Origin of the sequence: Helicobacter pylori NCTC 11637 = CCUG 17874 = ATCC 43504 = JCM 12093 (assembly GCF_900478295.1) — a bacterium.
GTDB classification, from domain to species: Bacteria; Campylobacterota; Campylobacteria; order Campylobacterales; family Helicobacteraceae; genus Helicobacter; species Helicobacter pylori.
This window is the reverse complement of sequence record NZ_LS483488.1, coordinates 189,632-210,045: the sequence shown is the minus strand read 5'-3', so window position 1 is coordinate 210,045 and position 20,414 is coordinate 189,632. Positions and strand designations below refer to the sequence as shown.

The following is a 20,414-nucleotide window of genomic DNA, read 5'->3' as shown; positions in this document are numbered from 1 at the left end:
TTATAACAAAAAGAAATGCAAGATTTTTAGCTATGATAAGCGTTTTAAAAACAAACGAATTTTAATCAAATGAGATTAAGGGTTAAAGAGTGGAAGCGTTTTTAGGAGCGTTAGAGTTTCAAGAGAATGAATACGAAGAGCTTAAAGAGCTTTATGAGAGCTTAAAAACCAAGCAAAAGCCCCACACTTTGTTCATTTCTTGCGTGGATTCACGAGTCGTGCCTAATCTAATCACTGGCACCAAACCGGGCGAATTGTATGTGATCCGCAACATGGGCAATGTGATCCCCCCTAAAACAAGCCATAAAGAGTCCCTTTCTACTATTGCGAGCATTGAATACGCTATTGTGCATGTGGGCGTTCAAAACTTAATCATTTGCGGGCATAGCGATTGTGGGGCTTGCGGGAGCATTCATTCAATTAATGATGAAACCACCAAAGCTAAAACCCCTTACATTGCAGACTGGATACAATTTTTAGAGCCTATCAAAGAAGAGTTAAAAAACCACCCACAATTCAGCAACCATTTCGCCAAGCGTTCATGGCTTACAGAGCGTTTGAACGTGCTCTTGCAACTCAACAACCTCTTAAGCTATGATTTCATTCAAGAAAGAGTGATAAATAACGAATTAAAAATTTTTGGTTGGCACTACATCATAGAAACAGGCAGGATTTATAATTATAATTTTGAAAGCCATTTTTTTGAGCCGATTGAAGAAACCATTAAACAAAGGAAAAGTCATGAAAACTTCTAAAACAAAAACCCCCAAATCCGTTTTAATCGCTGGCCCATGCGTCATTGAGAGCTTAGAAAATCTAAGAAGTATCGCTATTAAATTGCAACCCCTAGCCAACAACGAGCGATTGGATTTTTATTTTAAAGCGAGTTTTGATAAGGCGAACCGCACGAGTTTAGAGAGTTACAGAGGGCCTGGTTTAGAAAAAGGCCTAGAAATGTTACAAATTATCAAAGAGGAATTTGGTTATAAAATTTTAACCGATGTGCATGAGAGCTATCAAGCAAGCACAGCGGCCAAAGTAGCGGATATTTTACAAATCCCGGCGTTTTTGTGCCGCCAAACGGACCTGATTGTAAAAGTGAGCCAAACTAACGCTATTATCAATATCAAAAAAGGGCAATTCATGAACCCAAAAGACATGCAATATTCTGTTCTAAAAGCCCTTAAAACAAGGGATAGCAGCATTCAAAGCCCCACTTATGAAACAGCGTTAAAAAATGGCGTGTGGCTGTGTGAAAGGGGGAGTAGCTTTGGGTATGGGAATTTAGTGGTGGATATGCGCTCTTTAAAAATCATGCGAGAGTTTGCCCCTGTGATTTTTGACGCTACCCATAGCGTGCAAATGCCAGGGGGAGCGAACGGGAAAAGTTCGGGAGACAGCTCTTTTGCCCCTATTTTAGCCAGAGCGGCGGCGGCGGTGGGGATTGATGGGTTGTTCGCTGAAACGCATGTTGATCCTAAAAACGCCCTAAGCGATGGGGCGAACATGCTAAAACCTAGCGAGCTAGAACACTTAGTAACCGACATGTTAAAAATCCAAAATTTATTTTAAAGGAATTTCATGCGAATCATAGAAGGGAAATTGCAATTGCAAGGGAATGAAAGAGTCGCTATTTTAACATCGCGCTTCAATCATATCATCACAGACAGATTAAAAGAAGGGGCGATGGACTGCTTTAAAAGGCATGGGGGCGATGAGAATCTTTTAGACATCGTGCTGGTGCCTGGGGCTTATGAATTGCCTTTCATTTTAGAGAGGTTGTTAGGGAGCGAAAAATACGATGGCGTGTGCGTTTTAGGAGCGATTATTAGAGGGGGGACTCCGCATTTTGACTATGTGAGCGCGGAAGCGACTAAGGGCATTGCCCATGCGATGCTCAAATACAGCATGCCGGTAAGCTTTGGCGTGCTGACCACAGACAATATTGAACAAGCGATTGAAAGAGCGGGCAGTAAAGCCGGCAATAAGGGCTTTGAAGCGATGAGCACCCTCATTGAATTGTTGAGCTTGTGCCAAACTCTCAAGGGTTAAAATGGCGACACGAACTCAAGCCAGGGGGGCTGTGGTTGAATTGTTGTATGCGTTTGAGAGCGGTAATGAAGAAATTAAAAAAATCGCTTCTAGCATGTTAGAAGAAAAAAAGATTAAAAACAACCAGCTCGCTTTCGCTTTAAGCCTTTTTAATGGCGTGTTAGAAAGAATCAATGAAATTGATGCTCTCATTGAACCGCATTTAAAAGACTGGGATTTCAAGCGATTAGGGAGCATGGAAAAGGCGATTTTACGCTTAGGGGCGTATGAAATTGGCTTCACGCCCACGCAAAACCCTATCATCATCAACGAATGCATAGAGCTTGGCAAACTCTACGCTGAGCCTAACACCCCTAAATTTTTAAACGCTATCTTGGATTCTTTGAGCAAAAAGCTCGCTCAAAAACCCTTGAATTGAGGGCGTTTTATGCCTAAATTTAAAAATGATGCTGTAATTACTAATTACTAATCACTAATCACTAATCACTTCACTAAAAAAGGGGGTTGGTGGGATTTGAGCGAGCGGTAGAAATCAAATTAAAGGAGTCAATTGTGATTTATACATTAGCTGTATTTTTTCCATGGGTAGCTTTTTTCTTGAGAGATAGGATTTTTTCGGCTGTATTCAGCTTTATTCTTTGGATCATTTTTGGTTATAATATTTTTGCTTTTGTTTTTTCAGGAGGTGGAGTTTTCGGTATTTCTTTGATTTTAGAGTCATTTTTTTTGTGGGTAATACTGACTGTTTGGTGCTGTTTAGTCATGCATTCAGATCAGAAGCAAGAATACATGGAACAACTTATTAATGTTGTTAATGGAATTGTTAAAGCAAATTCCGGTAAATCTTTACACCTAGAAACACAACAAACAAATGAAGCTAATGATATGAAACAATCTATTGGTGAAACCTCTAAAACAAATTCTAACGAAGCTGATGCAACCCGCATTCTTATTTGTGTATTTATTTTCTTTTTAGCCATTATTTTATTAGTTGCTTTTTTATAAAAGGAGGATACCAATTAAGCAATAACCCAAGCATTGATGCTAAAAATCCTAGCCATAAGAATTACAAAAAAAATGATAACAACCGCTCCAAATCGCTTAACCCCTAATAACCCTAAATAAAAGGGCAAAAAGTAAAGGTTAGAAAAAATGGGGATAAAAATCCCCCTTTAATGTTTTAAAGAATTGATGCCTTAAAACAATCTTAAGAGCGTTGGGCTTTTAGCCCTTTTAGAATATTAAGTATAGTTTTAGACAAATGATATTAAAATCAGTAACCACTTTAGAAAAACAGCGATGGAGCGTGAAAAGTCGTTTGTTTTTAATAAGTGATAAAACAATATAAAGGAATAATATGGCATACAAATATGATAGAGATTTGGAATTTTTAAAGCAATTGGAATCTAGTGATTTATTGGATTTGTTTGAGGTGCTTGTTTTTGGTAAAGACGGCGAAAAAAGACACAATGAAAAACTCACAAGCTCCATAGAATACAAAAGGCATGGCGATGATTACGCTAAATACGCAGAAAGAATCGCTGAAGAGTTGCAATACTATGGGAGCAATAGTTTTGCGAGTTTCATTAAAGGCGAAGGGGTCTTATACAAAGAGATTTTGTGCGATGTGTGCGATAAATTAAAGGTCAATTACAACAAGAAAACTGAAACGACTTTAATTGAACAAAACATGCTTTCTAAAATCTTAGAAAGAAGTTTAGAGGAAATGGATGATGAAGAAGTGAAAGAAATGTGCGATGAATTGTCCATAAAAAACACTGACAATTTAAACAGACAAGCCTTAAGTGCGGCGACTTTAACGCTGTTTAAAATGGGGGGTTTTAAATCTTATCAATTAGCTGTCATTGTTGCGAATGCGGTCGCAAAAACCATTCTAGGGCGTGGTTTATCGCTTGCGGGCAATCAAGTGCTTACAAGAACTCTGAGCTTTTTAACAGGCCCTGTTGGCTGGATCATTACAGGCGTATGGACAGCGATCGATATTGCAGGGCCGGCTTATAGGGTAACCATACCGGCATGCATTGTGGTTGCCACTTTACGCCTAAAAACACAGCAAGCCAGTGAAGATAAGAAGTCGTTGCAAATAGAATCCATTTAAGCTTTTTTTTAGGGAAAAGGGTATAGAATGGAAACCTAGATGCGAAAACGCATCTAGTTTTTATTTTAATTTAAGGGAGACAAGATGAGTAACAGTTGCAGTAATCAAAACCACAATCAAAAAGGTGATGCTAAAAATCAAAACAACGAAAGTTGTCAAAAAAATAGCCAAAACCAAGCTAATCAATGCAACGCTAACCACGAGCATAAAAACGATAAAAAGTAAGGGTTAGAGGGTTAAAGGAGGGGGTTTCTTGTGCCAAAAATCAAAGTAGCGTTTCATTAAAAATTAGCCCTATCTAAAGAAAAAATCAATAATCTCCTACTTTCAAATCAGGTTTATCGTATCCAAAATGATAAGCGTATCAAAATATTTTAACTTATCATCATTCTTTGGTTGTAAAATCAATAAAGCCCATTAGCATTTGTAACGCAATATTCATGTGCAGTTAGCGGGTGTGCTTGAGCTTTTTAGGGCGTTAGACATGATTTTAAAAAATGATGCTGTAATCACTAATCACTAAAAAGGGGGTTGGTGGGATTTGAGCGAGCGGTAGAAATAAATTAAAGGGATTGCATGGCATACAAATAGCGACTTGGAATTTTTAAAGCGATTAAGCTCTAATGATTTGAAAGATTTGTTTGATGTGATTGTTTATGATGAAGATGGCACGCTAAGAATGAATGAAGACTTGACAAGTTCAATAGAATACCAAAGGTATGGCCATGATTACGCTAAATACCCCGAAAGGATCGCTGAAGAATTGCAGTGTTACGGGGGGCGATAGTTTCATGAATTTTTTTAGAGATGAAGGGGTCTTATACAAAGAGATTTTGTGCGATGCATGCGATCATTTAAAGGTTAATTACAATGAAAAATCTGCAACCTCTTTGATTGAGCAAAACATGCTTTCTAAGCTTTTGAAAGATAGTTTAGAAAAAATGAGTGGGAGAGAGATTAAAGAACTTTGCAATGAATTGGGCATGACAAATATTGATGAAGTGATTGGTGAGAACAAACAAGTCCTAATCGCATCTGTTTTAACGCTGTTTCAAGCGGGTGGCTCTCATTCTTATGCGTTGGCTATATCTGTTGCAGATGCAATGGTAAAAAAACTCTAGGGCATGGTTTATCGTCTGTGGTGGGTAAAGTAGCGCTTAAAAAACTCTAGGCATTTTAGCTGGGCCTATTGGTTGGGTCATTACAGGCGCATTAGTGAGCGTCAATCTTGCAGGGCCGGCTTATAGGGTAACCGTTCCTGCATGCGTTTTGGTTGCCACCTTACGCAAAAAATTGAAAGCGGAACAAGAAGCGAGACTGAAAGCGGAACAAGAAGCGAGACTGAAAGCGGAACAAGAAGCGAGACTGAAAGCGGAACGAGAAGCGAGACTGAAAGCGGAACGAGAAGTGAATGAAAAGAAAATGTGGTATTTAGTTATTATTTTTTGTATTCTTATTGGTCTAGCTGTTTTGGCTGTTTTTTTCATCAAAGGAAAATACCATTCAAGCAATGACCCAAGCAATAACCCAAAAAGCGGTGTTGAAAACCTTAAAAACCCTAGCCACAAAAATTAAAGAATGGCAACAACCGCTCCAAAACACAAAACCACCCCAAGCACAAAAACAACAAGGGAGCAAGAGGTTAAAGAGCGTTAAGGAGAGTAAAATCCCCTTTTAGCGTTTGAGAGAATTGACCGTCTGGAGCATGGCATCGGCGGTTTGAATGCTTTTAGAATTGGCTTCATAAGCCCTTTGAGCGGTGATTAAATCCGTCATTTCTTCTACCAATCTCACATTGCTCAATTCCAAAAAGCCTTGCCTTAACTTGCCCAATCCTTGAGAATCCGGGTTGCCCACAATCGCATCGCCGCTAGCGTTGGTGATGGAAAACAAATTATCCCCCATAGAATGAAGCCCCGCTGGATTGACAAAATTAGCTAGTGTGATTTGCCCGATCACATTAGAAGTTGTTTGCAAGCCTTGAGTCACGCTCACCGTGCCATCCACACCGATGTTTACTTGCGTGGTGTCTTCAGGTAAAGTGATTTGAGGGATGAGAAGATAGCCCTCGCTCGTTACAAGATTGCCCTGTTCGTCTAGCTTAAAATTCCCGCTTCTTGTATAAGCGGTGGTGCCATCAGGCAACTGGACTTGAAAAAAGCCTTTACCCGTGATGGCGACATCTAAATTATTTTCCGTTTCTTTAGGGCTACCTTGCGAAAACATTTTAGTGATCGCGCTAGGGCGCACGCCTAAGCCCACCTCCATGCCATCTGGCGATAAAGTCGTGTTGCTTGTGTTGGTGCCAGCGTATTGCATCGCTTGGTAAAACAAGTCGTTAAAATCCGCACGAGATTTTTTAAACCCGGTGGTATTGACATTGGCGATATTGTTTGAAGTGGTGTCAATATGCGTTTGTTGGGCGAGCATCCCTGAAGTGGCGCTATAGAGAGAGCGAAGCATTTTTTCCCTTTAAACCAAAACTTAATCACCCAAAATTCTAACAAAAATAAGATTAAATTTGACTAAAAACGCTCTTTTAATAAAAAATTTAAACCCATTCAAGCAAGAAATCCCAAACGCTTTTAGCGTTTGAAATGAATGCATTAGCATTTTTAAACGCTATAAAAACCTTGTTAATAGAATTAACTCTGCTCTTCTCAGTGTCTTGTAATATTATGTTTTTCACAAGTAAGTATGTCAAAATTCAGCTTGAGATCAGTAGTTTATAGAAATTTTTTATTTTATGCTTAATACCTTATTCTAATGGGATTTAGACTGAAAAATATTATTTTATGATACAATAAAACATGCGGCTGTGTTTTTGCATACACTTGAAACTAACTTAATGGTTCGAAGAATAATAATGCTTGTTAAGAAACACGCCATAAATTAAAATTTAAAAGGAGATAAGCATGAAATTAATCATGATTACAGTGGTGTTAATAGTGCTTGCGACACCACTATACTAAACCACAAATCCTTGGGATTTAATAGCTCTTAAAGATTTTTTATGATGAAACTATAATATAAAATAGCTTTATTTTAGCTTAAAACTTATAAAAAATTTGAGAATAACACTGAAGACAAAATTATTATAAAACATAGGCTCAAAATAACAAGCGTTACGCTTGGGACTTTATTCTTGTATCTTGTCAAGCGTTTCAAGGCTTTTTGCTTACTCGTTAAATTTAGTTTTAATGTACTTTTATTCAAATTCAATCTCTCAAATACAGATAAAAGATTGATAAATTTTAGGGCGTTTGATTATGCACTTTCTTTTCGCACCCATTCACTCAAAACTTTTTAACAGCGTTCTTGGCGAAATGTTGGCCTTTTCTAAAGGGACAAAGCGCTTTTTTTGATAAGCTTCTAGACTGGATCGCCCTATCATGGCGGCATTGTCGCTGCAAAATTCTAAAGGGGCTAAAACAAGCTTGCAATCAAACTCATCGCATAGGCTTTCAAACGCTTTTCTTAAAGCAAGATTTTGGCTCGCTCCTCCCACAATGCCAAAAATTTTAGGGCGTTTGATTTTAAAATAGCGTTTGGTCTGTTGGATCAAATGCTCAATCGCCGCGCTTTGAAAATGATAGGCAATCTTTTGTTTGATCGCTTCATTCAAATTGGGGGCGTTTTTTTCAACCTCCAAACGCACCGCATTTTTTAAACCTGAAAAACTAAAAGCCAGATTCGGGCTGTTTTTTAAAGGGATAGGGAACATTAAAGGCTCGTTTTGGTGCGCGTAATCAAGGGCTAATTTTTCCACTATGGGGCCTCCTGGATAGCCTAAATCAAGCATTTTGGAAACCTTATCAAAACTCTCCCCAAAGCTATCGTCTAAACTCGTGGCAACGATTTTAATGTCTTCATAATCTCTAGCCTCTAAAATCAAAGAATGCCCCCCAGAGACTAAGAGCGCGCTTAAAGGCATGCAGGTTTGTTTTTCATTGATAAAGAGCGAATACACATGCCCTCTCAAATGATCTTCTAAAATCAAGGGTAAATTCAAAGACAAACTCAAGGCTTTCGCCATCATCAAACCTTCTATTAAAGTAACGCTCAAACCTGGCTGATTGGTGATAGCGATGGCTTTGAGCTTGGAAAAATCCTTATTCAAGCTGATTTTAATGCGTTCTAATAAGAGCGGCAAATTCTCAGCATGCAAGCGCGATGCAAGCTCAGGCACAACGCCCCCATAAGAGCTGTGGTGCTTTTCTTGAGAGATTTTAAAATGAGCGATGAGCTTGGCGTCCTTTATTCTTGTAAGGGCTAAAGAGCTGTCATCGCAAGAACTTTCAATGCTTAAAATCATTATCTTTATCTTTGGGTGGTGTTTTTGCTTGAATTATACTTTGTTGGCTTGGATTTTAAAATCTTTAAGCTAAATATTTGATCGCGTTCAAATAGCTTTTGTTGTTCGCTTTGTTTTGATAAGCAATGTCAAACGCTGTGCCGTGGTCGGTGGAGGTGCGTAAAATGGGGGCGTTCAAACTCACATTGATGCTTTCATCAAAATAGAGCGCTTTTAAAGGGGCTAGCCCCACATCATGGCTCATGCTCACATAAAAGGGGGTTATTTTGCGCTTATTTGGGGCAAAAGCGCTATCAGCAGGCAGTGGCCCTAAAAAGCATTCAAAGCCTAGCGTTTGGTTGCTCTTTTGAATGGCTTTTAAAATCTTTTCATCTTCTTCCCCAAACAAGCTCTCTTCGCCCGCATGGGGGTTAAAGCCACACACTTGAACGATTTTAGCTTGAGTGCTTTTTTGAAACGCTAACAAAAACCGGACTAACGATTCCACTTGGATGAGTTGAGAAACCGCCCCTAAAGGCACATGGTCGCTAAATAGCCCCACAAAGAGTTTTGAACACCCAAGCATCATAATAATTTGATGATCTTTGTAGCGTTGTTTTAAAAAATCGGTATGCCCCACAAAAGGGATTTGGGCTTGTTGCCATGCGAGTTTGTTGATAGGCAAAGTGCAAACGCCATCCACTTCTTTATCATCCGCTAACTCGCAAGCCTTTTTAAAACTCTCAAAACTATATGCCCCGCTTTGAGCACTGACTTTGCCTATCGTGCTAGAGTTCAATAAGGGTAAGGGGGAATGGATAGCGAGTGTGTTAAGCGTTTTGGTTTCATAAGCGTTATGAAGCAATTGATTGGCCCGCTCTAAAAGTTCGCTATGAACGAGATACAACGGCTCACAAAACGCGCTCACTTCCTTATGGCTTTTTAAAATCAATTCTAAGCCTACGCCTTGAATATCCCCGCAACTGATCGCAATTTTCTTTTTAGCCATTTTATCGCTTAATGAGTTGCGCCATTTCTAAAATCGCTTTTTCTAAGCCCACTAAAACCGCTTTTGAAACCACGCTATGACCGATATTAAGCTCTCTTAAAGAGGGAATTTTTAACAATTCTTTCACGTTAGAATAATTCAACCCATGCCCCGCGCACGCCGTGATACCCATAAAAAACGCTTCTTTACTCATTCTTCTTAATTGCAAAAAGGCGTTGTGCAATTCTTCTTTCAGTTCTTTAGGACTTTTGTCTTTGAGCGCGCTAATGGCATGGATTTGATTGTTAGCGTTAGAATACAGAGCGTTGTGCAAATTCGCATACACCCCAGTGTGGAACTCCACTTGCTTGACTTGATGCTCCCTTGCAAAATGCAAGGCGTCTTTTAAAGGATCAATAAACAAAGACACTTCAATGCCCTTATTGTGATACGCTCTAATCACCTCTTCTAAACCCTTTAATGAGCAATCCAACCCCCCCTCTGTCGTAACCTCATTTCTGTTTTCAGGCACGATTGTAACCTTACTCGGCTTATTTTTTAAAGAGCATAAAAAATCAGTGATTTCAGCATTAATAGAGCATTCAATGTTGATAGGCAAAGGGCTTATTTCAAGCAGTCTCAAAACGTCTTCATTTTGAATGTGCCGTTTGTCTTCCCTCAAATGGATGGTGATTAAATCCACTTTATGGGTGTTTTTAGCGATAAACAGAGCCTCTAAAATCTCAGGCTCATAAGTTTTTCTTATCTCTCTTAAAGTAACAATGTGATCAATATTCAATCCAAAACGCATGGCTATCCTTTATTTTATAATAATGATTTTTGGAATTGTAACATAAAACCTCTCCCTATGTATAAGATTTTATCATCAAGCTATCTTTTGCTATAATACCCAAACAAAATGTCAATTAAATCCAATAAAAAGTGTTGTGGGTGCTATATTTTCTAACCAGTCTCTTTATTTGCTCTTTGATTGTTCTGTGGTCTAAAAAATCCATGCTTTTTGTGGATAACGCTAATAAAATCCAAGGCTTTCATCATGCAAGAACCCCACGAGCCGGGGGGCTTGGGATCTTTCTTTCTTTTGCGTTGGCTTGTTATTTTGAACCTTTTGAAATGCCTTTTAAGGGGTTTTTTGTTTTTTTGGGGCTGTTGTTAGTTTTTTTGAGCGGTTTTTTAGAAGACATTAACCTTTCATTAAGCCCCAAAATACGCCTTATTTTGCAAGCCGTAGGGGTTGTTTGCATCATCTCATCAACGCCTTTAGTGGTGAGCGATTTTTCGCCCCTTTTTAGCTTGCCTTATTTTATCGCTTTTTTATTCGCAATTTTTATGCTAGTGGGCATCAGTAACGCTATTAATATTATTGATGGGTTTAACGGGCTGGCATCAGGGATTTGCGCGATTGCGCTTTTAGTCATTCATTATATAGAGCCTAGCAGTTTGGCGTGCCTATTAGCTTACATGGTGCTTGGGTTTATGGTGTTAAATTTCCCTTTAGGAAAGATTTTTTTAGGCGATGGAGGGGCGTATTTTTTGGGCTTGGTGTGTGGGATCTCCCTTTTACATTTGAGTTTAGAGCAAAAAATCAGCGTGTTTTTTGGGCTCAATTTAATGCTTTATCCGGTCATAGAAGTGCTTTTTAGTATCCTTAGACGCAAAATAAAACGCCAGAAAGCCACCATGCCGGATAATTTGCATTTGCACACCCTTTTATTCCAATTCTTGCAACAACGCTCTTTAAATTACCCCAACCCTTTGTGCGCGCTTATTCTTATTCTGTGCAACCTGCCTTTTATTTTAATAAGCGTCTTTTTCCGCTTGGACGCTCATGCGCTCATTGTCATTAGCCTGGTCTTTATCGCATGCTATTTAATAGGCTATGCTTATTTGAACAGGCAAGTTTGCGCCTTAGAAAAGCGAGCGTTTTAATGAAAAAGCTCAAAAGTCTTTTTTTGAGCCTGCTTTTATGGGTCTATCCTTTAAGGAGTGAGCCAATCAATGAGGGGGCATACATTTTAGAAGAGATTGGCGATGTGCTCAGGTTTTTGCCTATTTTTGTAGGCACGGTCAGTTTGGCGATGCGCGATTATAGAGGTTTAGGGGAATTAGCGGTCGGCACATTAGTCACTCAAGGCGTGATTTATGGCATCAAAGGAGCTTTTAGCAACGCCCATAAAGATGGGGCTAGAGTGGAATTTGCTAAACGCCCGTGCTGTAATTCTTGGAGAGGCATGCCAAGCGGGCATGCTGGGGGGGTGTTTAGCGCGGCTGGGTTTGTGTATTACCGCTACGGGTGGAAGCCGGCTCTTCCTGTGATCGCTCTTGCAATACTCACTGACGCTAGCAGAGTGGTGGCAAGACAACACACGATCTTACAAGTTACGATCGGCAGCCTTATTGCATGGGGGTTTGCTTATTTATTCACTTCACGCTACAAACCTAAACAATGGATGCTCTACCCTGAAATTTCTAGCGATTTTAAGGGCAGTAGCCGCTATGGGGTGAGCTTTTCTTATCAATGGTAAAGGGATAAAGTGCTAAAAAAGTTATTGCTCATTTCGCTCTTTTTAGGGTTTTTAAGAGCGCAAGGCGAACATTATGAAATCATCGTTGAGCTTTCAAAGGCTTTTGTGAAAGCCAAAGACGCTTTTATTGCGATCGATAAAACCTATAAAACTTGTGTAGAAACCGGGCATGATCGCACCCAAATACGCCTTCAAAGCGCTTTTTTAGAGAACTTGTCTCAAACAGAACAGCAATTTGATGGTTATTTTGAGAAGGATTTTAAAAGCGTAGAAGTTTTAAAAACCTTGCTTAAAAACCTCCAATCGTTAGAAAAAACTTCCAACAAGCTTGCATGCGTTGCCCCAAAAAACGCTCAAAATTTTGAAATTTTAGAGGGAACGATAACCCAAATCATAGACTTAGAAAAACAGATGGATAAATTTATCAACGGCACAAAATAAAGCCCATTTTTGCATGATGACTTAATTGAATATTCATCGTAAAAAGCTCTAATTCAGTTTGAATGATAACCTTTTAAAAGCGTTCCTAGAAAATTGAGTTTCGCCATAAACAAAGCTTAGCAATCCCATTTAAAAAGCCAAAGCGTATTAAAGTTGGCTTTGAATATTCGTATTTGATGAGAGCCAAATCCCTAATACTTATTCTTTCTCAAGCGTTTCACCACATAATCCCCCACGCTTTGAATGATTTGCACCAAAACAATAATCACAACCACCGCATAAAAAAGCACATCGCCCCTATAACTTTGATAGCCAATCCTAATGGCTAAATCCCCCAAACCCCCAGCCCCTAACGCTCCTGCCATAGCCGAATAGCCTATTAAAGAAATTAAGGTGATGGTGATGTTATTCGCTAAAGAGGGCAAGCTCTCTAAAAGCATCATTTTAATGACCTCTAAATTAGACGCTCCCAAACTTAAAGTGGTTTCAATCTTGCCATGCTCTACTTCCATTAAAGAATTTTCAAAAAGCTTTGCGACAAAAGGAATGGCTGAAATAGCTAGCGGGATGATGCTCGCGCTAGAGCCAATGCTTGTGCCAATCAAAAAGCGCGATAAAGGCAAGAGCAAGATAATGAGAATGATAAAAGGGAAAGAGCGAGTCATGTTGATGGAAGTGTCTAAGATTTTATGCAAAAGGGGCTTGTTTAACAAATGCCCTTTTTTACTCACTAACAATAAAACCCCCAAAGGCAAGCCAAAAACAACCGCCAAAAAGCTCGCCACAAACACCATATAAAGCGTTTCTAGCGTGGCTTGAATGAGCATTTGAGAAATCATTTTAATCCTTTAATTTTTCCACTTGTAAGCCTAAAGCGTTTAAATACTCTAAAGCCCTTTGAGTCTCTGCAGTATTGCCTAAAAACCGCACCACTAAATACCCTATATCTTTAGTCGTAAGCTCTTCAATATTGCCTGAAATGATGCTCATGTCTATTTTAAAACGCTTAATCAAATTAGAAATGATCGGCTCGTCTAAATGCTCCCCTAAAAACACGATGCGATAAACGTCTTGCGATTTCTTATTTGCATGCTCGTTTCTGATGCCAAGCAATTCTTTAGTAACGGCATGTTTAGGGTTGGCAAAAATTTCTTCCACCGAGCCTCTTTCCACGATTTCGCCGCTGCTGATCACGCACATTTGATTGCACAATTCTTTAACCACTTCAATCTGGTGCGTGATGAAAACGACGCTCAAATCAAGCTTTTTTTGAATGCCGCTTAAAAGCGTTAAAATAGAATGCGTGGTTTTAGAATCCAAGGCGGATGTGGCTTCATCGCAAAGCAACAAATCAGGGCAATTCGCTAAACTCCTAGCGATCGCCACTCGTTGCTTTTGCCCACCGCTGAGCTGTTTAGGATAAAAATGCACTTTATCTTCTAGCCCCACTAATTCCAACAATTCATGCACCCTGGATTTGATCTTAGTTTTTTCCCATCGGGCGATTTCTAGAGCGAAAGCGACATTTTCAAACACATCTTTAGCACTCAATAAATTGAAATGCTGGAAAATCATGCCTATTTTTTGGCGCGCTTTTTGCAATTCTTTAGGCTTTAATTTTAACAGATTGACCCCATTGACTAAAACTTCGCCAGAACTGGGGCGCTCCAAACAATTAATCAAGCGGATGAGCGTGGATTTCCCCGCCCCTGAATAGCCTATCACGCCTAAAATATCGCCTTTTTTCAATTCCAAATTCACGCCTTTTAGAGCATGGAATCCGTTTTCATAAATCTTTTCAATGTTTTTTAATTCTACTACCATCGTTTTAACTTTGTATTTTGCTCACTTGGACATTTGCGCGTTATTTTCCACGCTATTGAGCCATAAAAACACTTGCACCACGCTTTCATACAATTCTTCAGGTATCGCACAATCTAATTCCACCTTTAAAAGCGAATCCACCAGCATGGGGTTAGAAAAGAGCGCTATATCGTATTCCTTAGCTTTTTGAATGATCCTTTTAGCCACTTCACCCACCCCGCTTGCGATCACTTTTGGGGCATGATCTTGCCCCATGTTATAGGCTAGAGCGGCGGCTTTTATGGTTTTATTCATCTAATACCCTAAAGTCAAAGAATCCGCATCATTCCAAGAGAAATTTTTTTCAAACCCTTTTGTTTTTTTCAAAATAGACGCAACGCTACGAACCAACATGTCCGTTTCAATATTCACGCGCCGCTTGAGTTTATAAGTCTTAAAAAGGGTGTTTTCTAAAGTGTAAGGGATAATCGTTAGCCAAAACCCCTTTTCTTCTACCTTGCTTAAAGTCAAACTCACCCCATCAATGGCGATAGAGCCTTGCTCAACGCACAATAAAAGCGTTTCTTTAGAAGCGCTAATGAAAAAATCCACTTGATTGGCGTTGTGAATGATTTTTTCAATGACCCCGATAGCGTCAATATGCCCTTGCACAAAATGCCCATCCAAACTCGCATCGGCTTTTAGAGCTGGCTCAATATGGACTAAATCCTTGTAATTTTCTAACGCTACGCTGTTTTGGGTTTTTTGGCTCAATTCCACGCTAAAATGCGTTTTTGAACTTTCTATGGCGGTCAAACATGCCCCATTAACCGCAATGCTATCGCCAAGCTTGGGATTGAGATCGCTCTCTACGCTTAAAATATTGTTGTGGAAACTTTTCACTTTAGCTATTTGATGGATTAGGCCACTGAACATCGTTAATGATTATTTTCCTTATGTTAGAATTCTTAAGTATTGTAACATATTAAATAAAACCATTAGGATAAAAGCATGTTTATTGATACGCATTGCCATTTGGATCACAAGGATTATGAAAACGATTTAGAAGAAGTGTTGAAAGAAAGCCTGGAAAAAGGCGTTACTCAATGCGTGATTCCGGGAGCGGACATGAAGGATTTGAAGAGAGCGATAGAAATTAGCGAAAAATTTGAAGGCGTGTTTTTTGCCATAGGCGCTCACCCTTATGATGTGGAAAGCTTTGATGAAAGCCTGTTTGAAAAGTTTGTTGGGCATCAAAAATGCGTGGCGATAGGCGAATGCGGACTGGATTACTACCGCTTGCCTGAATTGAATGAAAGAGAAAATTATAAAAGCAAGCAAAAAGAAATCTTTACCAAACAGATTGAATTTTCTATCCAACACAACAAGCCCTTGATTATCCACATCAGAGAGGCGAGTTTTGATAGTTTGAATCTTTTAAAAAGCTATCCTAAGGCTTTTGGGGTGTTGCATTGCTTTAACGCTGATGGCATGCTTTTGGAATTGAGCGATCGTTTTTACTACGGGATAGGAGGGGTTAGCACTTTTAAAAACGCTAAAAGACTGGTAGAGATCCTCCCTAAAATCCCTAAAAACAGGCTTCTTTTAGAAACGGATTCGCCTTATTTGACCCCACACCCTTTTAGAGGCACCAGAAATAGCCCTACTTATATCCCTTTAATCGCTCAAAAAATTGCCGAAATCATCAACATAGAAACTGAAGAGCTCGCTTCTTTAAGCACGCATAACGCTCAAACGCTCTTTAGTTTCCCCTGAAAATAAAGGCTGTATTTAAAAAAGTATTATTCAAGTTTGGTTATAATTAGAGCCATTATTGAACTTATCAAATGATCAGGATTTTAAAAAAGAATGAAATATTTTAATACCAAATGGTTGTTTTTTTTAATGACTCATTGGTTCTTACTGACTTCTTTAAGCCATGCGAAAATGGCTTTTGAATCTAATATTGACACCAAAGCGCTAGAGGCCTTTGGGGTTAATGCGAGCTTTTTATCCCAAATGCCAAACGCTTTAAAAAAAATGAATGAAGAAGAATGGAAAAGACTTGTCAAAAGATTTGATGTGAATTACCAGTTCATCCCCATCATTAAAAACATGCTCATAGAAGCGAGCGTGCCGCAAGAATTTTTGTTTTTAGCCATGGCCGAGTCTAAATTTTCATCAAGGGCTTATAGTAGGAAAAAAGCGGTAGGGATTTGGCAATTCATGCCAAGCACGGCTAAAGAATTAGGGCTTAAGGTCAATCATTACATTGACGAAAGAAGAGACCCCATTAAAAGCACTCAAGCAGCAATCACTTATTTGAAACGGCTCTACAAACAAACCGGGGAATGGTATTTGGTCGCTATGGCGTATAATTACGGCTTACGCAAGGTTCAAAACGCTATTAAAGCCGCCGGCACTTCGGACATTAAGATTTTGCTAGATGAAGATAAGAAATACCTCCCTAAAGAGACGCGAGAGTATATCCGCTCCATTCTAAGCCTAGCGTTAAAATTCAACAGCCTAGACAATCTCAAAGATAAAGAGTATCTACTCAATCGTGGGGCGAGAGTGAGTTTAGTGGGCGTCCCGTTTAAAAGGCACACTTCTTTAGTCCAAGTAGCCAAAAATTTAAACTTGAGTTTGGAAACCTTAAAATCCTACAACCACCAATTCCGCTATAACATTCTGCCCTCTAAAGACCCCACCTACACCATTTATATCCCTTATGAAAAACTCGCCCTTTTCAAACAACGCCAACTCAAACAAAATAAAAGCATTCAAGCTAGCCCTAAAAGCCCTTTCATCACCCATGTGGTCTTGCCTAAAGAAACCTTATCTTCTATCGCTAAACGCTATCAAGTCAGTATTTCTAGTATCCAATTAGCCAATAACCTCAAAGATTCTAATATTTTTATCCACCAGCGCTTAATCATCCCCACCAACAAAAAATTACTCGCTACAAGGGAATTTTAATGGGTTTGGCGTTAAAAAAAGTTTGTTTTTTAGGCGTCATTTTTTTGATTAGCGCTTGTGCGGTTAAAAAAGAGGGAATAAAGAATTTGTCTTATAAGCATGAAAGCTTGCGCGCTTATGAAAACGCTAAAGACTATGACCCGACAACCAAAAAAGCCGCCTATAAACGCAATTTTTTTGAACGCCATTTCAAACACCACTCCGATTCGCAAGATAGCAATACAAAACAACCCCTAGATAACGGCATGCGCGATTCTAGCGCGATCCAAAGAGCCACCATGCGCCCTTATCAAGTGGGGGGCAAGTGGTATTATCCCACTAAAGTGGATTTAGGCGAAAAATTTGATGGCATTGCGAGTTGGTATGGCCCCAATTTCCATGCCAAAAAAACCAGTAATGGGGAAATCTATAACATGTATGCCCACACCGCTGCGCACAAGACTTTACCCATGAACACCGTGGTGAAAGTCATCAATGTTGATAATAACTTAAGCACCATTGTGCGCATCAACGATAGAGGGCCTTTTGTGAGCGATCGCATCATTGATTTGTCTAATGCGGCCGCTAGGGATATTGACATGGTTAAAAAAGGCACCGCTAGCGTGCGTCTTATTGTTTTGGGTTTTGGTGGGGTTATCTCCACGCAATACGAACAATCCTTTAACGCCAGCTCTTCAAAGATCTTACACAAGGAATTTAAAGTCGGCGAGAGCGAAAAAAGCGTGAGCGGAGGGAAATTTTCTTTGCAAATGGGGGCTTTTAGAAACCAAATAGGCGCTCAAACTTTAGCGGATAAATTGCAAGCAGAAAATCCAAATTACAGCGTCAAGGTTGCTTTTAAAGACGATTTGTATAAGGTTTTAGTTCAAGGGTTTCAAAGCGAAGAAGAGGCTAGGGATTTTATGAAAAAATATAACCAGAATGCGGTTTTAACGAGAGAATGATTAAGTTATTGCTTTTAGATGTGGATGGCACGCTCACAGACGGGTCGTTGTATTTTGATGAAAATTTTCACGAATTCAAGGCTTTCAATGTCAAAGACGGGCTTGGCATGACGCTATGGCAAAAATTAGGCAAAAAAATCGCTATCATTACAGGAAGAACTTCAATCATGGTGAAAAAACGCATGGAGAGTTTGGGCGTTCAGTTTGTTTTTATGGGCGTTGAAAATAAAAGCGTGGTTGTGGAGCGGCTCAAAAAAGACTTGCAATTGAGTGCGCAAGAAATCGCATGCGTAGGCGATGATTATAACGATTTAGGCATGTTTAAGGCATGCGCTTGGAGTTTCGCTCCTTTTGATGCGCACCCCTTGCTTAAAAATAAGGCCTATAAAGTGTTGCAAAATTCAGGGGGTAAGGGGGCTGTTAGGGAAGCGATTGATTATCTTTTAACATTAGAAGGCTTGCAAGATGAAGCGCTCAAGCTTTACCTCTAATAGCGTTTTAAACTTTTTTGTGGTTTTATCTTTCATCACGATAGGGCTAGTGTTTTTCTTTTTGCGTTCCCAACCCACTAGCGTGGTCTCTAAAGAAAATATCCCTAAAATTGAATTAGAAAATTTTAAAGCGTTTCAAATCAACGATAAAATCCTTGATCTGTCCATAGAGGGTAAAAAAGCTTTACAATACGATGATTACGAAATCTTTTTTGATTCTAAAATCAGCCGTTATGATGAAGACACCATTGAAAGCGTTGAATCCCCTAAAGCCAAACGGCAGCAGGATTTGTATTTCTTCCCTAATGGGGTTACTTACAAAAGAAGCGATGATTCTAGTTTTTGGAGTGAAACAGGGATTTACAACCATAAAGAGCAAAATTTTAAAGGCAAGGGCCGTTTCATCCTCACTTCAAAGGACAGCAAGGTTGAAGGGCTTGACATTTCCTATTCGCATGCATTAGCTATTATTGAAGCTCAAAGCATTCAAGCCAATTTGTTTTTAGATGAAATCAAACAGAGCCAAAAAGAAAAGAAAAAACTCCCCACTTTCAAAGGAGGATTTTAATGCGTTGGTGGTGTTTTTTGGTGTGTTGTTTTGGTATTTTAAGCGTGATGAGCGCTCAAAAAACAGACAATAAAGGTTTGAAAAAAGAAAGAGAGCTTTTAGAGATTACCGGCAACCAATTTGTAGCGAACGACAAAACAAAAACCGCCGTTATTCAAGGCAATGTGCAGATCAAAAAGGGTAAAGACCGGTTGTTTGCGGATAAAGTGAGCGTGTTTTTAAACGATAAACGAAAGCCAGAGCGCTATGAAGCCACAGGGAACACGCATTTTAACATCTTTACAGAGGACAATCGTGAAATCAGCGGGAGCGCTGACAAGCTCATTTATAACGCACTGAATGGGGAATACAAATTATTGCAAAATGCGGTGGTTAGAGAAGTGGGAAAATCCAATGTCATCACCGGTGATGAAATCATTTTAAACAAAGCTAAAGGCTATGCTGATGTGTTGGGGAGCGCGAAGCGGCCCGCTAAATTCGTGTTTGATATGGAAGATATTAATGAAGAAAATCGTAAGGCTAAATTGAAGAAGAAAGGCACTAAGGAAAAACCATGATCGTTATTAAAGACGCTCATTTTCTCACTTCTTCTAGCCAGCTTTTTCAATGCCCTGCGAGCTTAACTTCTGAGATGGTCATTTTAGGGCGCAGCAATGTAGGCAAAAGCTCGTTTATTAATACCTTGTTAGGAAAAAATCTCGCCAAAAGTTCAGCAACGCCCGGAAAAACCCGTTTAGCGAATTTTTTTTCCACCACTTGGGAAGATAAAGAAAACGCCTTAACGACCACTTTTAATGTGATTGATTTGCCCGGGTTTGGCTACGCTAAAGTTTCTAAAAGCTTGAAAAAAGAATGGGAGGGGTTTTTATGGGAATTGTTGAGCGTTAGGGTTTCTATCAAACTTTTTATCCATTTAGTGGATGCACGCCATTTGGATTTAGAAATTGATAAAAACGCTAAAGAAAACATTCAAGCCCTTTTAAGGCCCGATCAAGCCTACCTTTCTCTTTTTACGAAATTTGACAAGTTGAATAAAAACGAGCAACACCGCCTTTTTTTAAACGCTCCTAAACCTTTTTTAATCAATACCACCCATTTTAACGCTCTTTCTTCAAAATACCCAACCCTTGAAATCGTGCGCCAAACCCTTTTGAAATACTTGCTCACTAACCCCTCATAAGTCGCAAAA

The 20,414-nt window shown here is 39.3% G+C and carries 24 protein-coding genes and 2 pseudogenes; 18 read left to right on the top strand and 8 right to left on the bottom strand.

Annotation, left to right across the window (positions count from 1 at the left end; translation table 11 throughout):
* Positions 1-89 precede the first annotated feature (89 nt).
* From DQL14_RS00980 to DQL14_RS00945, 8 genes and pseudogenes are all read left to right on the top strand, one after another.
* Entirely contained in the window at positions 90-755 is a 666-nt protein-coding gene (locus DQL14_RS00980; protein WP_108169535.1) for a carbonic anhydrase, read from the top strand.
* Complete coding sequence (gene kdsA / locus DQL14_RS00975) at positions 742-1,572, top strand: 3-deoxy-8-phosphooctulonate synthase (protein WP_108169534.1); 831 nt, start codon at positions 742-744, stop codon at positions 1,570-1,572. Before DQL14_RS00980 ends, kdsA begins: the two co-directional genes overlap by 14 nt.
* A 9-nt stretch (positions 1,573-1,581) precedes the next feature.
* Positions 1,582-2,052: a 6,7-dimethyl-8-ribityllumazine synthase gene (gene ribH, locus DQL14_RS00970; RefSeq protein WP_108169533.1), complete on the top strand. Its 471-nt coding sequence runs from the start codon at positions 1,582-1,584 to the stop codon at positions 2,050-2,052.
* A 1-nt stretch (position 2,053) separates the two neighbouring features.
* Positions 2,054-2,470: a transcription antitermination factor NusB gene (gene nusB / locus DQL14_RS00965; RefSeq protein WP_000235749.1), complete on the top strand. Its 417-nt coding sequence runs from the start codon at positions 2,054-2,056 to the stop codon at positions 2,468-2,470.
* A 134-nt stretch (positions 2,471-2,604) separates the two neighbouring features.
* Positions 2,605-3,164 (top strand): annotated as a pseudogene (locus DQL14_RS00960) (flagellar biosynthesis protein FlgG).
* 245 nt (positions 3,165-3,409) lie between these two features.
* Positions 3,410-4,171 (top strand): YaaW family protein, encoded by a 762-nt coding sequence (locus tag DQL14_RS00955; protein ID WP_000323696.1) that lies wholly within the window; start codon positions 3,410-3,412, stop codon positions 4,169-4,171.
* 84 nt (positions 4,172-4,255) lie between these two features.
* Complete coding sequence (locus DQL14_RS08480) at positions 4,256-4,396, top strand: hypothetical protein (protein WP_000071328.1); 141 nt, start codon at positions 4,256-4,258, stop codon at positions 4,394-4,396.
* Between the two features lie 370 nt (positions 4,397-4,766).
* A pseudogene (locus DQL14_RS00945) lies at positions 4,767-5,746 on the top strand (YaaW family protein).
* 99 nt (positions 5,747-5,845) lie between these two features.
* Here the strand turns inward: DQL14_RS00945 and flgG are convergent.
* From flgG to pdxJ, 4 genes are all read right to left on the bottom strand, one after another.
* Positions 5,846-6,634, bottom strand: a complete 789-nt coding sequence (flgG, locus tag DQL14_RS00935; RefSeq protein WP_000946437.1) for a flagellar basal-body rod protein FlgG — start codon at positions 6,632-6,634, stop codon at positions 5,846-5,848.
* An 829-nt stretch (positions 6,635-7,463) separates the two neighbouring features.
* Positions 7,464-8,486: a tRNA (adenosine(37)-N6)-threonylcarbamoyltransferase complex transferase subunit TsaD gene (tsaD, locus tag DQL14_RS00930; RefSeq protein ID WP_108169531.1), complete on the bottom strand. Its 1,023-nt coding sequence runs from the start codon at positions 8,484-8,486 to the stop codon at positions 7,464-7,466.
* 64 nt (positions 8,487-8,550) lie between these two features.
* Positions 8,551-9,474 (bottom strand): 4-hydroxythreonine-4-phosphate dehydrogenase, encoded by a 924-nt coding sequence (gene pdxA, locus DQL14_RS00925; protein WP_108169530.1) that lies wholly within the window; start codon positions 9,472-9,474, stop codon positions 8,551-8,553.
* A 1-nt stretch (position 9,475) separates the two neighbouring features.
* Positions 9,476-10,264, bottom strand: a complete 789-nt coding sequence (gene pdxJ / locus DQL14_RS00920) for a pyridoxine 5'-phosphate synthase (protein ID WP_108169529.1) — start codon at positions 10,262-10,264, stop codon at positions 9,476-9,478.
* A gap of 131 nt (positions 10,265-10,395) precedes the next feature.
* Between pdxJ and wecA the strand changes: the two genes are divergently transcribed.
* From wecA to DQL14_RS00905, 3 genes are read left to right on the top strand one after another with little or no spacing between them, the layout of a single operon-like run.
* Positions 10,396-11,403 (top strand): undecaprenylphosphate N-acetylglucosaminyl transferase WecA, encoded by a 1,008-nt coding sequence (wecA, locus tag DQL14_RS00915; protein ID WP_108169528.1) that lies wholly within the window; start codon positions 10,396-10,398, stop codon positions 11,401-11,403.
* Positions 11,403-11,999, top strand: a complete 597-nt coding sequence (gene lpxF / locus DQL14_RS00910; protein WP_162296839.1) for a lipid A 4'-phosphatase — start codon at positions 11,403-11,405, stop codon at positions 11,997-11,999. The genes wecA and lpxF overlap by 1 nt, the downstream gene beginning before the upstream one ends.
* A 9-nt stretch (positions 12,000-12,008) precedes the next feature.
* Positions 12,009-12,440 (top strand): hypothetical protein, encoded by a 432-nt coding sequence (locus tag DQL14_RS00905; RefSeq protein WP_108169526.1) that lies wholly within the window; start codon positions 12,009-12,011, stop codon positions 12,438-12,440.
* Between the two features lie 191 nt (positions 12,441-12,631).
* On the opposite strand, the gene DQL14_RS00900 is transcribed toward DQL14_RS00905, so the two are convergent.
* Genes DQL14_RS00900 through ribE form a run of 4 tightly spaced genes read right to left on the bottom strand, consistent with a single transcriptional unit; the run spans position 12,632 to position 15,179 of the window.
* The gene (locus DQL14_RS00900; RefSeq protein WP_108169525.1) at positions 12,632-13,279 is read right to left on the bottom strand and encodes an ABC transporter permease subunit; all 648 of its coding nucleotides are present in this window, start codon (positions 13,277-13,279) and stop codon (positions 12,632-12,634) included.
* A 1-nt stretch (position 13,280) separates the two neighbouring features.
* Positions 13,281-14,264 carry a methionine ABC transporter ATP-binding protein gene (locus DQL14_RS00895; protein ID WP_108169524.1) on the bottom strand — a complete coding sequence of 328 codons (984 nt, stop codon included), beginning with the start codon at positions 14,262-14,264 and terminating at the stop codon, positions 13,281-13,283.
* A 21-nt stretch (positions 14,265-14,285) separates the two neighbouring features.
* Positions 14,286-14,558 (bottom strand): FlhB-like flagellar biosynthesis protein, encoded by a 273-nt coding sequence (locus DQL14_RS00890; protein ID WP_001044047.1) that lies wholly within the window; start codon positions 14,556-14,558, stop codon positions 14,286-14,288.
* Positions 14,559-15,179, bottom strand: a complete 621-nt coding sequence (ribE, locus tag DQL14_RS00885; protein ID WP_108169523.1) for a riboflavin synthase — start codon at positions 15,177-15,179, stop codon at positions 14,559-14,561.
* Between the two features lie 75 nt (positions 15,180-15,254).
* Between ribE and DQL14_RS00880 the strand changes: the two genes are divergently transcribed.
* From DQL14_RS00880 to yihA, 7 genes are all read left to right on the top strand, one after another.
* Complete coding sequence (locus tag DQL14_RS00880) at positions 15,255-16,019, top strand: TatD family hydrolase (RefSeq protein WP_108169522.1); 765 nt, start codon at positions 15,255-15,257, stop codon at positions 16,017-16,019.
* Positions 16,020-16,112: 93 nt separating this feature from the next.
* The gene (locus tag DQL14_RS00875; RefSeq protein WP_108169521.1) at positions 16,113-17,222 is read left to right on the top strand and encodes a lytic transglycosylase domain-containing protein; all 1,110 of its coding nucleotides are present in this window, start codon (positions 16,113-16,115) and stop codon (positions 17,220-17,222) included.
* Positions 17,222-18,166 carry a septal ring lytic transglycosylase RlpA family protein gene (locus DQL14_RS00870; protein ID WP_108169520.1) on the top strand — a complete coding sequence of 315 codons (945 nt, stop codon included), beginning with the start codon at positions 17,222-17,224 and terminating at the stop codon, positions 18,164-18,166. Before DQL14_RS00875 ends, DQL14_RS00870 begins: the two co-directional genes overlap by 1 nt.
* Positions 18,163-18,657, top strand: coding sequence for a KdsC family phosphatase (locus tag DQL14_RS00865; RefSeq protein ID WP_108169519.1), 495 nt, complete (start codon positions 18,163-18,165; stop codon positions 18,655-18,657). Before DQL14_RS00870 ends, DQL14_RS00865 begins: the two co-directional genes overlap by 4 nt.
* On the top strand, positions 18,632-19,225 hold the full coding sequence (locus DQL14_RS00860) for a hypothetical protein (RefSeq protein WP_108169518.1): 594 nt from the start codon (positions 18,632-18,634) through the stop codon (positions 19,223-19,225). Before DQL14_RS00865 ends, DQL14_RS00860 begins: the two co-directional genes overlap by 26 nt.
* On the top strand, positions 19,225-19,782 hold the full coding sequence (lptA, locus tag DQL14_RS00855) for a lipopolysaccharide transport periplasmic protein LptA (RefSeq protein WP_108169517.1): 558 nt from the start codon (positions 19,225-19,227) through the stop codon (positions 19,780-19,782). The genes DQL14_RS00860 and lptA overlap by 1 nt, the downstream gene beginning before the upstream one ends.
* Positions 19,779-20,405 carry a ribosome biogenesis GTP-binding protein YihA/YsxC gene (gene yihA / locus DQL14_RS00850; protein WP_108169516.1) on the top strand — a complete coding sequence of 209 codons (627 nt, stop codon included), beginning with the start codon at positions 19,779-19,781 and terminating at the stop codon, positions 20,403-20,405. Before lptA ends, yihA begins: the two co-directional genes overlap by 4 nt.
* The last annotated feature ends 9 nt before the right edge of the window (positions 20,406-20,414 follow it).

Coding starts and splice junctions, on each gene's coding strand:
- kdsA (WP_108169534.1), top strand. CDS start 742: ATGAAAACTTCTAAAACAAAAACCCCCAAATCCGTTTTAATCGCTGGC.
- ribH (WP_108169533.1), top strand. CDS start 1,582: ATGCGAATCATAGAAGGGAAATTGCAATTGCAAGGGAATGAAAGAGTC.
- nusB (WP_000235749.1), top strand. CDS start 2,054: ATGGCGACACGAACTCAAGCCAGGGGGGCTGTGGTTGAATTGTTGTAT.
- DQL14_RS00955 (WP_000323696.1), top strand. CDS start 3,410: ATGGCATACAAATATGATAGAGATTTGGAATTTTTAAAGCAATTGGAA.
- DQL14_RS08480 (WP_000071328.1), top strand. CDS start 4,256: ATGAGTAACAGTTGCAGTAATCAAAACCACAATCAAAAAGGTGATGCT.
- flgG (WP_000946437.1), bottom strand. CDS start 6,634: ATGCTTCGCTCTCTCTATAGCGCCACTTCAGGGATGCTCGCCCAACAA.
- tsaD (WP_108169531.1), bottom strand. CDS start 8,486: ATGATTTTAAGCATTGAAAGTTCTTGCGATGACAGCTCTTTAGCCCTT.
- pdxA (WP_108169530.1), bottom strand. CDS start 9,474: ATGGCTAAAAAGAAAATTGCGATCAGTTGCGGGGATATTCAAGGCGTA.
- pdxJ (WP_108169529.1), bottom strand. CDS start 10,264: ATGCGTTTTGGATTGAATATTGATCACATTGTTACTTTAAGAGAGATA.
- lpxF (WP_162296839.1), top strand. CDS start 11,403: ATGAAAAAGCTCAAAAGTCTTTTTTTGAGCCTGCTTTTATGGGTCTAT.
- DQL14_RS00900 (WP_108169525.1), bottom strand. CDS start 13,279: ATGATTTCTCAAATGCTCATTCAAGCCACGCTAGAAACGCTTTATATG.
- DQL14_RS00895 (WP_108169524.1), bottom strand. CDS start 14,264: ATGGTAGTAGAATTAAAAAACATTGAAAAGATTTATGAAAACGGATTC.
- DQL14_RS00890 (WP_001044047.1), bottom strand. CDS start 14,558: ATGAATAAAACCATAAAAGCCGCCGCTCTAGCCTATAACATGGGGCAA.
- ribE (WP_108169523.1), bottom strand. CDS start 15,179: ATGTTCAGTGGCCTAATCCATCAAATAGCTAAAGTGAAAAGTTTCCAC.
- DQL14_RS00880 (WP_108169522.1), top strand. CDS start 15,255: ATGTTTATTGATACGCATTGCCATTTGGATCACAAGGATTATGAAAAC.
- DQL14_RS00875 (WP_108169521.1), top strand. CDS start 16,113: ATGAAATATTTTAATACCAAATGGTTGTTTTTTTTAATGACTCATTGG.
- DQL14_RS00870 (WP_108169520.1), top strand. CDS start 17,222: ATGGGTTTGGCGTTAAAAAAAGTTTGTTTTTTAGGCGTCATTTTTTTG.
- DQL14_RS00865 (WP_108169519.1), top strand. CDS start 18,163: ATGATTAAGTTATTGCTTTTAGATGTGGATGGCACGCTCACAGACGGG.
- DQL14_RS00860 (WP_108169518.1), top strand. CDS start 18,632: ATGAAGCGCTCAAGCTTTACCTCTAATAGCGTTTTAAACTTTTTTGTG.
- lptA (WP_108169517.1), top strand. CDS start 19,225: ATGCGTTGGTGGTGTTTTTTGGTGTGTTGTTTTGGTATTTTAAGCGTG.
- yihA (WP_108169516.1), top strand. CDS start 19,779: ATGATCGTTATTAAAGACGCTCATTTTCTCACTTCTTCTAGCCAGCTT.